12 protein-coding genes are annotated in these 15,365 nt (G+C 62.6%); 11 read left to right on the forward strand and 1 reads right to left on the reverse strand.

Annotated features, from left to right (window positions below):
- Window positions 1-48 precede the first annotated feature (48 nt).
- From nuoF to P0111_15550, 11 genes are all read left to right on the forward strand, one after another.
- Window positions 49-1,356, forward strand: coding sequence for an NADH-quinone oxidoreductase subunit NuoF (gene nuoF / locus P0111_15500; GenBank protein ID MDF0645435.1), 1,308 nt, complete (start codon window positions 49-51; stop codon window positions 1,354-1,356).
- Window positions 1,357-1,367: 11 nt separating this feature from the next.
- Window positions 1,368-4,037, forward strand: a complete 2,670-nt coding sequence (gene nuoG / locus P0111_15505; GenBank protein ID MDF0645436.1) for an NADH-quinone oxidoreductase subunit NuoG — start codon at window positions 1,368-1,370, stop codon at window positions 4,035-4,037.
- Between the two features lie 17 nt (window positions 4,038-4,054).
- Window positions 4,055-5,125, forward strand: a complete 1,071-nt coding sequence (gene nuoH / locus P0111_15510) for an NADH-quinone oxidoreductase subunit NuoH (GenBank protein ID MDF0645437.1) — start codon at window positions 4,055-4,057, stop codon at window positions 5,123-5,125.
- A gap of 9 nt (window positions 5,126-5,134) precedes the next feature.
- Complete coding sequence (gene nuoI, locus P0111_15515) at window positions 5,135-5,713, forward strand: NADH-quinone oxidoreductase subunit NuoI (GenBank protein MDF0645438.1); 579 nt, start codon at window positions 5,135-5,137, stop codon at window positions 5,711-5,713.
- 29 nt (window positions 5,714-5,742) lie between these two features.
- Window positions 5,743-6,261: an NADH-quinone oxidoreductase subunit J gene (locus P0111_15520; protein ID MDF0645439.1), complete on the forward strand. Its 519-nt coding sequence runs from the start codon at window positions 5,743-5,745 to the stop codon at window positions 6,259-6,261.
- Window positions 6,258-6,563 (forward strand): NADH-quinone oxidoreductase subunit NuoK, encoded by a 306-nt coding sequence (gene nuoK, locus P0111_15525; protein ID MDF0645440.1) that lies wholly within the window; start codon window positions 6,258-6,260, stop codon window positions 6,561-6,563. Before P0111_15520 ends, nuoK begins: the two co-directional genes overlap by 4 nt.
- 198 nt (window positions 6,564-6,761) lie before the next feature.
- Complete coding sequence (gene nuoL, locus P0111_15530; protein MDF0645441.1) at window positions 6,762-8,657, forward strand: NADH-quinone oxidoreductase subunit L; 1,896 nt, start codon at window positions 6,762-6,764, stop codon at window positions 8,655-8,657.
- A gap of 35 nt (window positions 8,658-8,692) precedes the next feature.
- Window positions 8,693-10,252 (forward strand): NADH-quinone oxidoreductase subunit M, encoded by a 1,560-nt coding sequence (locus P0111_15535; protein ID MDF0645442.1) that lies wholly within the window; start codon window positions 8,693-8,695, stop codon window positions 10,250-10,252.
- The gene (locus P0111_15540; GenBank protein ID MDF0645443.1) at window positions 10,249-11,736 is read left to right on the forward strand and encodes an NADH-quinone oxidoreductase subunit N; all 1,488 of its coding nucleotides are present in this window, start codon (window positions 10,249-10,251) and stop codon (window positions 11,734-11,736) included. Before P0111_15535 ends, P0111_15540 begins: the two co-directional genes overlap by 4 nt.
- Window positions 11,737-11,814: 78 nt before the next feature.
- Window positions 11,815-12,675, forward strand: a complete 861-nt coding sequence (locus tag P0111_15545) for a YihY/virulence factor BrkB family protein (GenBank protein MDF0645444.1) — start codon at window positions 11,815-11,817, stop codon at window positions 12,673-12,675.
- A gap of 96 nt (window positions 12,676-12,771) precedes the next feature.
- Window positions 12,772-14,130, forward strand: a complete 1,359-nt coding sequence (locus P0111_15550; GenBank protein MDF0645445.1) for a hypothetical protein — start codon at window positions 12,772-12,774, stop codon at window positions 14,128-14,130.
- 29 nt (window positions 14,131-14,159) lie between these two features.
- Here the strand turns inward: P0111_15550 and P0111_15555 are convergent, their stop codons facing one another.
- Window positions 14,160-15,305 (reverse strand): site-2 protease family protein, encoded by a 1,146-nt coding sequence (locus P0111_15555; protein MDF0645446.1) that lies wholly within the window; start codon window positions 15,303-15,305, stop codon window positions 14,160-14,162.
- Window positions 15,306-15,365 lie beyond the last annotated feature (60 nt).

Here is a 15,365-nt window from a genome sequence, read left to right on the forward strand (position 1 = left end):
ATCTGAGAAGCCCTGCGCTTCACGAACGATGCTTCACGAAAGTACACCATGGCGAACCACGAACTGATTCTTCTGAAAAACATGATGCAACCCGGCTATACCGGCTCGCTTGCCGACTACGAGCGGGCGGGCGGCTATCAGGCGCTCAGAAAGACGCTCGGCAAGATCGCCCCGGTCGACGTCACGGCCATCGTCATGAAATCCGGGCTCCGGGGCCGCGGCGGAGCCGGCTTTCCGACCGGCGTGAAATGGGGTTTTCTTCCCAAGGATCACCAGGGTCCGCGGTATCTGTGCTGCAACGCCGACGAGAGCGAGCCGGGCACGTTCAAAGATCGGCAGCTCATGGAGCGGGATCCCCACCAGCTCCTGGAAGGCATCGTCCTGGCCGGCTACGCCATCGGGGCCGAAGCCACCTACATTTATATCCGGGGCGAGATGGTGCTGGGCGCCACAATCCTGGAGCGGGCGATCGAGGAAGCCCGATCGGCCGGCTATGTCGGCAAGAATATCCTCGGCACAGGCGTCACCGTCGAGATCGTCGTCCACCGCGGAGCCGGGGCCTACATTTGCGGTGAAGAGACCGCGCTTCTCGAATCCCTGGAAGGCAAACGCGGCCTGCCGCGCGTCAAGCCTCCGTTTCCCGCCACGCACGGTCTATACAACAAGCCGACCGTCGTCAACAATGTGGAGACACTGGCGAACCTCCCGCACATTCTCAGTCGCGGCGCCGAATGGTTCGCGTCGATCGGCTCCCCGCCCAAGAGCACGGGCACGAGGATCTTCTGCGTCAGCGGACATGTGAAGCGGCCGGGCAATTACGAAGTGCCCATGGGCGTGACGTTTCGCGAGTTGATCTACGAACAGGCCGGCGGGATGCGGGGAGACAAACCCATCAAAGCCTTTATACCGGGCGGCGCGTCGGCGCCGTTTTTGACCCCGGCCCATCTCGACGTAAAACTCGACTTTGAATCGGTGGCGGCGGCCGGCTCCATGCTGGGCTCCGGCGGCGTCACGGTGATGGAAGAAGGGACCAGCATGGTCTGGGCCGCGCTCCGGCTTATGGAATTTTTCTACCACGAGTCCTGCGGCAAGTGCACGCCCTGCCGTGAAGGCAGCTCCTGGCTGGTCCAGACCATGCGCCGCATTGTAGCCAAACAGGGCCGGGCGCAGGATCTTGAAACGTTGACGGATCTGTGCAAGAACATCGCCGGCCGCACGGTCTGCGCCTTCGGCGACGCCGAGGTCGCGCCCATCATGAGCACATTGAAACATTGGCGCCAAGAGTATGTGGCGCTGATTCACGAGGCGGAAGCGGCGAATCTCATCAAATCGATCCCGGTGGGAGCAACGCGCTAGGGACGAATCTCATGGCTGACGCTTCTTCAGAAACGGTCCGCTTGACCATCGACGGCATCTCCGTCACGGTCCCGAAGGGCACCCTCGTCATCGAGGCGGCGCGCCGGGTCGGCGTCATGATTCCGCATTTCTGCTATCACCCCAAGCTGAAGCCGGATGCCAACTGCCGAATGTGTCTGGTGGAAGTCGAGAAGATGCCCAAGTTGCAGACGTCGTGCAGCACCGTGGCGAGCGACGGCATGACCGTCCGCACGGCGACCACGGTCGTCCACGATGCGCACAAGTCCGTGCTTGAGTTCATCCTCGCCAATCATCCGCTGGACTGCCCGGTGTGCGACCAGGGCGGCAAGTGCGACCTCCAGGACTTTTCGCACGAGTACACGGCAACGGCCAGCCGGTTCGCCGAGACCAAGCGCATTTTCCAGAAGGAGTATTTCAGCCCGCTGATCGAGACCCAGATGAACCGCTGCGTGCAATGCCTGCGCTGCGTCCGCTATTGCGACGAAGTGATGGACGTCAAGGCCCTAGCCCCCGTGGGTCGCGGCACCATGACCGAGATCAAGTCCTTCGCCGCACATCCGCTCGATTGCGAGTTCTGCGGCGGCTGCGTCCAGATCTGTCCGGTCGGGGCGATCACCAGCCGGTTGTCGATGTACGAGTACCGGCCCTGGATGCTCAAGCGCGCCGATACGGTCTGCGCGTACTGCGGGGACGGCTGCCAGATCACCGTGCAAACGAAAGGCAACCAGCTCGTCGAAGTCAATTCGGCTCAGGGCGCCGGCCGTAACAACGGGGACCTCTGCGCCAGGGGATTTTTCGGGTTCCACGCGGCGGCCCATCCGGAACGGCTCACCAAGCCGTTGATCAGGCAGAACGGGGTACTGATCGAAGCCACGTGGGAGGCGGCGCTGCAGTTGACGGCCCAACGGCTGCTGGACATCAAGGCCCAGTCCGGTCCCCATGCAGTGGGCGGGCTGATCTCCGGCCGTCTGACCAACGAGGAACTGTATCTGTTCCAAAAACTCTTGCGCCTCGCCGTCGGCACGAACAACGTGGACAGCAGCGCCCGTTACGGCCACCTCAATGCCGTCAGGGCGATGCAGCGCGTCCAGGGCACGCACCGCTGGACGCTCGCTTTCGAGGACATCGTGCGCGCCGATGTCATATTATTGATCGGCACGAATCTCACCGACGCAAATCCGATCACGGGCCTCAAGGTGAAGGAAGCGGTGAAAAAGCACCAGGCCGAGCTGGTGACGATCGAGTCCATGCAGCCGGCGATCGATACGATCAGCAATATCGCCAACCTGTCGCGCCACCATCTCTGCATGGGACCGGAACAGTTTCCGGCCGCCGTCCTCGGCCTCCTCAAGGCCGCGGTGGAGGGCAATCACATCGACGCCGCTCTGCGCGCGCAAGCGCCGGACTACGTCACAGCCCTGTCCCAACACCTGGGACAGCTCGCCTGGACGGAGGTGGCCGCCCGAACGGGAGCCTCCCAACAGCAGTTCGTCGAGATCGTCACGGCGCTTGCGCGCGGCCGGCGCGTCGTCGTCCTCGCCGGCCAAGGGCTCTTACGCAGCCCCGGCGGGTATCACGCGAGCCTGAATCTTCTGGATCTGCTCCTCCTGCTCGGGAAAGCCGCCGCCCCGGGCTGCGGCTTCGCGCCTCTGGCCGAAGAAAACAACGACCAGGGGGCGGTCGAAATGGGGGCCGTGGCCGAATGGCTGCCGGGAGCCCTCGACGTGTCGGACGAGACGGCTCGAAAGCGGATTGCACAGGTCTGGAAGGGGACTCCGCCCGATCAGCCCGGCGCGACGCTCATCGAGATGATCGAGCAGGCCGGGGCCGGTCGGCTCAAGGCCATGTTGATCGTCGGCGAAAATCCGGTGGCGAGCCTACCGGCTCATCTGGGTGTGAAGGACAAACTCGCAAAGCTGGACTTCCTCCTGTGTCAGGAACTGTTCCTCACGGAGACCGCGTCATTGGCGCATGTCGTGCTGCCGGCCGCGTCCGCCTTCGAGAAAGCCGGCACATTCACGAACTCCGAAGGGCACGCACAAGCCGTCCGCCCTGCGATCGAACCGGTCGGCGAAAGCCGCCCGGACTGGGACATCTTCTCGGCCCTGTCGATCTTGCTCGGCACGCCTTGGGAGTACGCAGACGCCAAAGATCTGCTGAAGGAAATCCGCAGCATCGTCCCCGGATATGGACCGCTCGGGCCGACACCCGTCTCGGCCAAGGTGGATCAGCAAGCGCTCGGCCGCTACCTCGCAGGGGGGTTTCGTCGGGACCTTGCCCACCGGTATACTCTGCCCCTCCCAACGAGCCGGCCGGCCGGTATGTTGACGTTGGGTCTCGTGCAGAGCCTGTTCCATTCTGGCAAGCTGTCGATTCGTTCGAAAGGATTGGTTCAGGTGGAAGCCGCGGGTATGTTGCGGCTCAACCCCGAAGACGCGGCACAGTTGACCGTAAGCGCCGGAGACCGCGTCACGCTGTCCAATGAACGGGGTTCCTGCACGACGACCGTGAAACTGCTCGACCGCGTCCCACGTGGTTTCGCGTGGTTCCCCGATCACTTCGCCCAGGACATGACTCAGTTATGCGAGATCACGATCGATAAGGAAACGAAGGTCCCGTCGTTCCGGGCGGCCCTCGTATCGGTCGTCAAGGTCGAGTAAGAGAAGGGAGTGTTGTCGTGACCGAACTCAGCGTGCGTCTCGCCGTGTCGCTTGCTCAGATCGCCGCCGTCATGGGCGTCGTCATGTTGACGGTGATGATCCTGACGTTGGCCGAACGAAAGGTGCTCGGCTGGATGCAGGATCGCATGGGCCCGATGGAAGTCGGTCCCTACGGCGTCCTACAGCCGATCGCCGACGGACTGAAGCTCTTCTTCAAGGAAGACATCGTGCCGGCCGGGGCCAACAAATTCATGTTCACCCTGGCTCCCATTCTCGCGATGGTCCCCGCGCTGATCGGCTTTGCCGTGATTCCGTTCGGACCCGGCCAGACGTTCGAGTTCTTCGGAATCTCGGTCAAACCCTTCGTCATCAGCGACATCAACATCGGCATTCTGTACATCCTGGCGTTCACCTCCATCGGCGCGTACGGCATCATCCTGGGAGGGTGGGCCTCGAACAGCAAGTATTCCCTGTTGGGCGGCTTGCGCTCCGCCGCCCAGGTCATCAGCTACGAACTCAACGTCGGGCTGGCCATTGTGGGCGTGCTGATCCTGGCCGGTTCCCTGAGCCTGGTCAAGATTGCCGAGGCCCAGAGCGGTGGGTTCTGGCACTGGTACGTATTCGCGTTTCCGGCGCCGCAGATCTTCGCATTCGTGGTCTACGTGATCTCGGCGGTCGCCGAAACCAACCGCGTGCCGTTCGACCTGCCCGAAGCCGAAAGCGAGCTCGTGGCGGGATTCTTCACGGAGTACAGCGGCATGCGGTTCGCGTTCTTCTTCATCGCCGAATACGCCAACATGGTGCTCGTGTCCTGCATCGCGGCCGTGATGTTTTTGGGCGGCTGGAACGCGCCCTACCCAGGAACGATCCTGGCGCAGGTCGGACTGCCGCAGGTCGCCTGGGCGGAAAACATCGCCTGGTTCACCGTCAAGACCTATGCATTTTTGTTTCTGTTCTTCTGGCTGCGCGCCACCCTGCCGCGGCTGCGCTACGATCAATTGATGAAGTTCGGTTGGAAAGTGATGTTACCGATCGCGCTCGCGAACATCGTCGTGACTTCCATCGCCGTGTACTTCTTCCGAGGCTGACGAGGACGGATGTCGACCGCACCGACTCAACCCGGCCCCAAACGCCATTCCCGGCTCGTCGAGTGGCTCAAGACCATCGTCTTCTACGAAATTCTCGTGGGGATGAAGGCCACCATGTCCCACTTGCTGCGCTACAGACCGATCACGGTCCAGTATCCCCATGAGAAGCGGGCGCTTCCCGACAACTATCGCGGGATGCTCGCGCTGCTCCGATACGACGACGGGACGGAGAAATGCGTGGGCTGCGATCTGTGCGAGGCGGCCTGCCCGTCGCGAGTGATCCGGGTCGTCAGCGCCGAAGTGCCGGGTGAGCCGACCAAGCGGTACTCAAAGGAATATTACATGGACATGACCCGCTGCCTGTTCTGCGGCATGTGCGTGGAGGCCTGTCCGGTCGACGCCCTCGGCATGACGCAGGAGTTCGAGTGGGCGGTATACGACAAGCGCCAGTTGTACCTCAACAAGCAGCAGTTGCTCGCAATCGGCGACCGGTCCTTTCCGGTCCGGGAAAAGCGCCTGGAACTGCAGCATCGGAACGTGGCCTTCTTCAACGTGTCGTTCAGCCACGTGCCGCAGAAGCCGAACTGAGCGCCGACACAGCCGCAGGAACGGTGAGCATGGAATCCTTGTTCTTTTTTTACTTTGCCCTGGTCATCGCGGTGACCTCGATTCTGGTCGTGACCCTGCATAATCCCATCTACAGCGCGCTGTCCCTGTTGATCATGTTTTTTCACGTCGCGGGGCTCTATGTGACGTTGCACGCGGAGTTTCTGGCGGCCGTGCAGATCATCGTGTATGCCGGCGCGATCCTGGTGCTGTACCTGTTCGTGGTGATGCTCCTGAATATCAAGCATGACGAGCGCTACCACCGCCAATGGCCCGTCGCCGCCCTCGTTGGGGGAATGTTGGTCCTCGAAGGAACGGTCCTGGCCCTGCTGAAGGGACAAGCCGGTCCCAGAACCGACTCCACGGAGACCGCGGCGGTGGAAGGGCTCGGCAACACCGAGGCGCTTGGAGACGTCCTCTATACCTCCTATCTGTTTCCGTTCGAAGTCGCCTCGCTGATCCTGCTGGTCGCCATGATCGGCGCCATCGTCCTCGCCAAGCGCGACATTCCGGAGTCGGCGGAATCATGACCCTCCCCCTGTCGTTCTATCTTATGCTCAGCGGTGTGGTGTTTCTGACCGGTCTGGTGGGTGTGCTGATCAGACGGAACATCATCATCATTCTCCTGTCCGTGGAACTCATGCTGAACGCCACGAACATCAACTTCGTGGCGTTCTCCGAATATTTTCACCATGCCGCGGGGCAGGTCTTCGTCTTCTTCACCCTGACCGTGGCCGCGGCGGAGGTGGCGGTGGGACTGGCCATCATCATCGCGCTGTACCGTTCGAAGTCCACGATCAACGTAGACGAATTCCAGCTATTGAAGTGGTAACCGATTCATGAGCCGAAACCCCGACCAGACTGTAAGGCTTGTGGGTGGCGTCGATCTGGGTGACATGCTCACGCGTCCAAACACTGCCGCGCCAGGACGCGGCGTTCACCAGGCGCCCGCAGCGGGGTCCCCATACCAGGCGGGGTGCGAGGACGGACGGGCTGGTCGGCGACAGGACCCGCAAGCCGAACTTTCACAATGACCTACGAACTCATCCCGCTCTTGCCCTTCGCCTCCTTCCTGATCCTCGGCCTCGGCGGCCATTGGATCCGGGACAAGGCTCACTTCATCGCCGTCCCGGCGGTCGCGGTCTCGCTCCTGCTGTCTCTGTTCGCCTTGCTCGACGTCGCCGACGGGCATCACACGACACTGCCGTTGTATACCTGGCTCAACTCCGGCACGCTGAATGTGCATCTGGGTCTGACCATCGACCGGCTCACCGTCGCCATGCTCATCCTCGTGACGGGCGTCAGCACGCTGGTTCACGTCTACACGATCGGCTACATGGCGGGAGAACCGGGATACGCCCGCTTCTTCAGCTACATCGCGCTGTTCACTTTTTCCATGCTGATGCTGGTCCTGGCCGACAATTTCCTGCAGCTGTTCGTCTTCTGGGAAGCGGTCGGGCTCTGCTCCTATCTGCTGATCGGCCACTGGTACGAGCGGCCGTCCGCCTGTGCCGCCGCCACCAAGGCCTTCATCGTCAATCGCGTAGGGGATTTTGGGTTCATCCTGGGTTTGCTGCTGGTCTGGCTCACGTTCGGCTCGCTCGACTATTCCGAGGTCTTCGCCCGCGCGAAGGCCTCGGACGGCGCGACGCTGAACCTCCTGCATTCCTTCGGCGGGCAGTGGGACGTTCCGACGTTGACGGTCATCTGCCTGCTGCTCTTCGTCGGCGCGGTCGGCAAATCGGCGCAGGTCCCCCTGCACGTGTGGCTGCCGGACGCCATGGAAGGGCCGACGCCCATCTCCGCGTTGATCCATGCGGCCACGATGGTGACCGCGGGGGTGTTCATGGTGGCGCGCCTGGCCCCGCTCTACGACCTCGCCCCCGCGGCCGGCGTCGTGGTGGCCGTCGTCGGCGGGACGACGATGGTGCTGGGAGCCACGATCGCGCTCACCCAGACCGACATCAAGCGGGTCGTGGCGTATTCGACGATGAGCCAGCTCGGCTACATGATGATGGCCTGCGGACTGGGCGCGTACGCGGCCGGCATGTACCATCTCCTCACCCATGGGGCGTTCAAGGCGTTGCTGTTCCTAGGTTGCGGCTCCGTCATCATCGCGCTCCATCACGAGCAGGACATGCGGCACATGGGCGGCCTCAAAGACAAGCTGCCCGTCACCTACTGGACGTTTCTGATCGGCTCGCTGGCCTTGGCCGGATTTCCTCTCACCGCCGGTTTTTTCAGCAAGGACGCGCTCCTGGTGTCCGCCTGGGCTTCCGGACCGCTGGGGCAGCTGCTCGCCCTCTTTGGACTGCTGACGGCTCTCCTGACCGCGTTTTACAGTTTTCGATTGGTGTTCGTGACGTTCTGGGGCTCGTCGCATGTCGATGCGCATCACGCCTCCGCCGTCCACGAACCTTCGCCGACCATGACGGTGCCGCTGGTGATCCTGGCGATCTTCAGCATCGCTGCCGGCTACCTGGGCATTCCCGCGTTCCTCGAACCGATGTTCGCCGGCGGCGGAGCCGACGCCCATCATGGCGGCTCGGCGCTGGCCATCATGCTGACCGCAACCCTGACCGGAGTGCTCGGCATCGCAGGGGCCTATTATGTGTACGTCGCCAACCCGGAACTCCCGAATCGATGGGCGGGGCAGTGGGCGTCGCTGTATCAGCTGTCCCTCAACAAATGGTACGTCGACGAAGCCTACGATCGCGCCATCGTCACGCCGACCGTAACCGCCGCGCGCGAACTGTGGAAGCGCGTGGACGTCGACGTCATCGACGGCGCGGTCAACGGCGTGGGCCGCGCGATCGCCTGGGGAGGTTGGGTGTTGCGGCTCATTCAGAGTGGACAGACCCAGCACTACGCCTTGGGCATGGCGCTGGGCGTGGTCGTGATGGTGACCGTGTTTCTCATGTGGTAGGAGGACGGCTGTCCGGCTTCGGCGGCGCATGACTCATGACGGCTGATTTCCCCTGGCTCACCTTCCTGATATTCCTGCCTCTGGCCGGAGCCGCCGCGCTCTGCCTGGTCAAGGACGAGAGTGTGAAGTGGGTCGCGCTGGGGACCACGCTGGCGGATTTCGCGGCCGCGCTGCCGCTCTGGTGGCATTTCGATGCGCAGTCGAGCCAAATGCAGTTCGTCGAACACGTCGCCTGGATTACCACGCCTCCGATTCACTACAGCCTCGGCCTCGACGGCATCAGCCTCCCGCTGGTCCTCATGACGGCCGCGCTGATGCCCCTCTGCGTACTGGTTTCCTGGACTTCCATCACCATGCGGGTCCGCAGCTTCATGGCTACGCTGCTGCTCATGGAGACCGCGATGATCGGCGTCTTCGCCGCGCTCGACTTCGTGCTGTTCTACGTGTTTTGGGAGGCCATGCTGATTCCGATGTATTTACTGATCGGCGTGTGGGGCGGGCCCAATCGCCTGTATGCCGCCATCAAATTCTTCCTCTACACGCTGGCGGGCAGCCTGCTGCTCCTGGTCGCCATCCTCGTCCTGTATTTCTACGGCGGACGGACCTTCGACATTCTTGCCCTCAGCCAGGTGACCTATCCGGCCTCGCTTCAGATCTGGCTCTTCCTGGCCTTCTTTGCCGCCTTCGCGGTGAAAGTACCGATGTTCCCGTTCCACACATGGCTGCCCGACGCCCATGTGGAGGCGCCGACGGCGGGCAGCGTCATCCTCGCGAGCGTACTGCTGAAGATGGGGACCTACGGCTTTCTCCGGTTCAGCCTCCCGATGCTGCCCGATGCCTCCCGCGACATGACGGCGGCGATGGTGCTGCTGTCGATCGTCGCGATCATCTACGGCGCCTATATGGCGCTCGCGCAGGCCGATCTCAAGAAGCTGATCGCCTACTCCAGCGTCAGCCACATGGGATTCGTCACGCTCGGGATCTTTGTACTGAACCAACAGGGTATCGAAGGTGCCGTTCTGCAGATGGTCAACCACGGCATCACCACGGGCGCCCTGTTCCTCTGCGTCGGCATCATCTACGAACGGACGCACAGCCGGCTGATCGCCGACAACGCCGGTCTGGCCAAACCGATGCCGCAATACGCGACGCTGCTCGTGATCTTTTCGCTCTCTTCGATCGGCCTGCCCGGCACCAACAGCTTCGTGGGGGAATTCCTCGTGCTGATCGGCACGGTGCTCTGGAGCAAGGCCGCGACGGTGATGGCGGCCCTCGGCATCATCCTCGCGGCTGTCTACATGCTCTGGATGGTGCAGCGCGTCGCCTTCGGCATCCCGTCGCCGGCGCAACTGCCGAAGCTCACCGATCTGAATCGGCGCGAGTTTGCCATTCTCGCCCCATTGGTGGTGCTTGTCTTCTGGATCGGCGTCTATCCGAATCCCTTCGTCAACCGCATGCACGCAAGCGTGACAAAAACCTTGGACGTGATGGCCCGGACGAAGGTCGCCCCGGCGACACATCCCTCCGCCTCGGCGCCAACGCCGGCGCAGGTCACCACCGCGGATCTTCGAACAGGGGAGGGCCGTGGACGATGACCTCGTTCGGTCCGGATCTGCTCGTCATCCTTCCCGAACTCATCGTGATCGGCGCCGCCTGCCTCATCTTGGTGCTCGATCCACTGACGGAGGCTCCGAAGAAGGAATGGCTCGCCTGGATCAGTTTGGGCGCGTTGGCCCTCTGCATCGGGTTGACGGGCGGACAGATCGGGATGCTGAACCTGCGCGTCCTCGCCTTCAACGATCTGGTCGTTGTGGACGCCTATGCCCGATTCTGGAAGCTGCTGCTGTACGTTGTGACGGGACTGACCATCCTCATGTCGATGCCCTATTTGAAAATCGAGCGGCTCCAACTCGGAGAGTACTACGGCTTCATGCTGCTGGCCCTGTCCGGCATGCTGGTCATGGTATCGGGCGCCGATCTCCTGACCATCTATCTGGGAACGGAGTTGATGTCGCTGTCGCTCTACGTGATGGCGGGACTCAAGCGTTCGTCGCCCCGCTCGTTGGAAGCCTCGGCCAAGTACTTCGTCCTGGGCGCGTTCTCCTCGGGGCTGCTGCTGTACGGCATTTCCCTGCTCTACGGAGCGACCGGCGGCACCAAACTGGCGAGTATTGCGAGCGCGATCGGAACCAGAGGATTCGAGGATCCGCTGCTCATGGTCGCGACCGTGCTGCTCACCGTCGGCTTCGGCTTCAAGTTGGCCGTGGTGCCGTTCCACATGTGGACGCCGGACGTCTATGAGGGCGCCCCGACCTCAGTGACCGCCTTCATGGCGGTCGCCTCAAAGGCCGCAAGCTTCGCCGCGTTCCTCCGGGTCTTCGTGGAAGGCCTCGGAGGGCTGAGAACCGACTGGTCCGGGTTGTTCCTGATCCTCTGTCTCGCCACGCTCATCCTCGGCAACGTCGTCGCCATCGTCCAAACCAACTTCAAACGCATGCTGGCCTACTCCAGTATCGCGCATGCGGGCTATGCGCTGATCGGCGTGGTCGCAGCCGCGCGCGGAGCCGGCGAGTCCGGCGGCGCCTCAGGGCTCGCCGCCGTCATGCTGTATCTCGTCGTCTACGCCTTCATGACGCTCGGGGCCTTCGCGATGATCGGCCTGTTTCGCCGGGGAGGCCTAGAGGGCGAAAATATCGAGGACTTCGCGGGTCTGGCCAAACGTCAGCCGCTGGCGGGGTTTTTGATGCTCGTCTTCATGGTCTCTCTCGCCGGTATTCCGCCGACGGCCGGGTTCATCGGAAAGTTCTACGTCTTCATGGCGGCCGTGGAGGCGGGATTGACCTGGCTCGCCGTCGTGGCCGTAATTTTCGCCGCCGTGTCCGCCTACTATTACATGCGGGTCGTGATGGTCATGTACATGCGCGAGCTGGAACCCACGACCGCCGAGGCTCCCAGGCTGCTTCCCTCTCCGGCGTTGTCCATCGTTCTGGCCTGCGCTGCGGCGGGCGTCATCATCTTCGGACTCTTCCCCAGCACGCTCGCGAGCCTGGCGCTGCAATCCGTCCTTGCCCTCAAGTAGGCGCCCGCGAGACTCCGTTCGTGCAAGAACGGCTCGCCCGTGCTAGTGTGAACGATTCCTCACGTCTGCGAGTCCGTCATGGAAATCTGGCGACTGCTGGGCAGTCTCATACGGTCGTTTCTCCGGCACGGGTGCGGCAGCCTTGCCGCATCTCTGGCATTTTTTTCGCTGCTCTCTCTGTTTCCGCTCGTCTTCTTGCTGCTCTACGGCGTGAGCTTCGTCGTGAGCCACGATGTGATCGGAGGTCAGGTCCTCCTGAGTTTTCTCAAGGGCTTCCTGCCCATTCTCGGAGCACGGCTGGCGGAAGAGTTGCAGCGGGTGGCCGAGATGGAAACCGTGCGTTGGTTGGTCTTTCTATCCTTCGCGTGGTTCGGCACGCTGGTTTTCTATGAGCTCGACTACACGCTCAACGTCGTCTTCGACAGCACCACACAACGCCATCCGCTCATTTCCATCGTCATCTCCGTGACCTTGCTCGGGGTCGTCGGCCTGCTGCTCATCGTGTCCTACGTGGCAACCCAGTCCGTGGACATCCTGGTGGCATACGCGCCGCGCCTGTGGGGCCTGGACTTTCTGGCCTTGGCGGCGCACGACTTCTTCCTCACCTACACGCTGCCCTTTGCCCTGGCCTTCCTCACCGTGACCGCGCTCTATCGCTACGTCCCGCGCCGCCGCCCCGCCTGGCGTGAGGCCATGATCGGCGCACTGACCTTCAGCCTGCTCTGGGTCGCCGCCAAGTTGCTCTTCATCACGTACCGGGACTATGCCACGGTGTACACGGATCTGTACGGCTCCCTGCTGGAAGTCGTCCTGCTGTTGCTGTGGTTGTACTATTCGGCCAGTCTCTTCCTGTTCGGAGCCGTCGTCGCTCGTTCACTGCAGCCGCGGCTTCAGACGACCGGAGTCGCCGCCCTCAATCGGCCGCCATCCGCACTCTGACGCCCGTCCGATCGCGCCCTCTGTCGGCTTGTGGGCTTTTTCTGGCGAGGGGTCTGCTTCCTGGCTAGAATGGTCCACACAACGGAGGGATCCAGGATGTCCGACGACTTCGGAAAAGAATTCATGATGTTGGGGGGCACCATCGCGGGCTTCGTGGTGGCGATGCTGACACTCATGGAAAAGCTCCTGGACATACAAAACCGCCTGAAGACCAAACGGGAGTCCCGAAGCGCTCCCTCGTCCGGCGAAAAGTCCTGGTCTGAAGCCGCGCCTTCCATTGATTTCTTCTCGGCCAAACCGCTCCGGGGCACGTCCTACCTGCTGATGTATGAGACCGGCGTCATCGTCGCAGCGGGCCTCCTGTTGAATTACGTCGGACTCACCCTGAGCCGCCATCTGGAGAGTATTCTTTTCCTGGATATGACCGGCACGGCGCTGGTGGCGTTCCTGCTCGGACCCTGGTGGGGCGCCATCGCGGCCCTCATGTCGAATTCGATCGTCAACTGGCTGCTCTATCCGGAGGCCGGCGCGGACGTCGTGATCTTTCCCTGGTCTCTGGTGAGCATGACCGGCGCGTTCTACTGGGGCTGGATGGCCAGGAAGGCGGGTTTTCGCAAGTACCTCAGGACCGGGAAAAGTTCGGCCCTTTCTCACGCTTGGTTTCTCTACCTCTTCGGCGTCGGGGGCGCGGTCGTGATGAGCCTCCCCGGCACGTTCGTCCAGGCGGCGCTGCAGGAACATTCGGTGTTTTCCCTCAATCCCGAAGTCGCCGAAACCCTCAGTGTGAGAGTCCTGCAATGGGAGCGGGCGGCGCACGAATACATTGAATCTCTCTTCGGACTGACATGGGCGGAGAGCGTCAGCTGGTGGGTCGTGAACTGGTTCCAGAACTGGGTCCGCTATGTGCCGGACAAGACCATGAGCGCCGCGATCGCGCTGGTCGTCCTGAAATACGGCTATCCGTTGTTCGAACGCGAGCTCATCCACGGCGGCCCGGACGGGGAACAGCCCCGGGACGAGCGGATTCTGCCGCTGATTCTGGGACTCATCTATGCCCCGTCGTTCGCAACGCTGTTGAGCAGCGATCTCTATCAAGGTTCCGCGTACTGGCCGCTGTGGGCCATGCCCTGGGCGTTTATCACGTTGGGATATTTCCGCCTGCGGTATTGGGGGCCGAGCAATGCGACCTTGAACGACGCCCGCCTCCAGCGCGCGGAACGTTACGCCAGGGCCTTGAAGCCCATCGGGAAGGAAGCGTCCTATGAATTCTGCCGACGGCTCACGTTCGCCACGCTGATCGCCAGCCTGCTCTTCGCGCTCTGCCTTCCGGTCCTGTTGATGGATTTCTATCGGGTGACGTTCAAGTTCTTTTGCGTCGTTTACGGATTCCTCCTCGTCGTTCACCTCATCCGCATCGCGATCGCGCAGAACATCTCGGTCGCTCGAGCGGACTGATCGCGCCGGCACCGGGGCGCTGACCGCCGTCAACTCTTGCGCAATTGAAGAAAGCGGGCCACCGACGACCGCGTAATCAACCCTATCGGACCGCCTTCCTCCGTCACAACCAGGCGATCCCAGCCTTCCTGAATCATCCGGTCCAGCGCCTGCCTGACGGACCAGTCCGCCGGAATGAACAGTGCCTCGGTCGAGGGTCGCATGATCTCGCGGACGGTTTTCCACGCCCACAGCGCCTGCGGGACGGCCTGCACGTCGTCCGCCGTCACGATGCCGACGATCCGTTCATACTCCGTCACGGGAAATCCGCTGAATCCGTAGGCGACGAAAAAGTCGTCCACGGCGCCCTGCAGGGAGAGGCCCGGAGAAATCGACACGACGTTGCGGATCATGACGTCACGGACCCTGGTGGCGTCGAGCATGATGCGGAGGCCGACTTGACGGCGGGCGCTCCAGGCCGCGCCGGACAGAAACACGCCGATGAACAGGAGCCACCCGCCGTTGCCGGCCAGGGAGGGATCCAGCGCGCCGGCGACCGCGCCGCCGATGAGCAGCGCGCCGAAGCCGGCAAGAACGATACCGAACAGGAATCCGACGGTCGCGGCCTGACCGGTCGCCCGATGAAAGTTTTTCCCCCAAGCCCACAGACCGGCGCGCAGGACACGGCCTCCGTCCAAGGGGAAACCGGGGAGAAGATTGAACAGCCCAAGATTGACGTTGACGATGCCCAGCAACCCTCCGAGCACGGCGAATCCCTGCGCGCCGGAATGATGGAGCACCGACTCCGCGACGATCGACCCACCGAGGCACAACAGGCCCAGCGCGAGGCTGACGACCGGGCCGGCGATGGCGATCAGAAATTCCGCCCGAGGACTCGGCGGCTCTTTCCCCATGTGGGCGACGCCGCCGAAGATGAACAGCGTAATCTGCCCGATCGGAATCTGGTACCGCTGGGCCACGTACGAGTGGCCAAGCTCGTGCAGGACCACGGAAAGGAACAACAGCAGTGCGGCCGCCGCTCCCATACCCCAATATCGTTGACCGGAGAGGCCGGGCAAGGTCTCGGGCAGATAGCCCGTGGCCAGCGTCCAGCTGACGAACACGAAGACCAGAAACCACGACAGGTGTACACGGATCGGAATACCAAGGGCTCGACCGATTTCGAAGGTAGGCATGGACATACCGTCACGGTAGCAGCGGGTGAATTCCGGCGTCAACTCTCAGCCGTTGGGGTA

The organism is Nitrospira sp., from assembly GCA_029194535.1.
Taxonomy (GTDB): Bacteria; Nitrospirota; Nitrospiria; order Nitrospirales; family Nitrospiraceae; genus Nitrospira_C.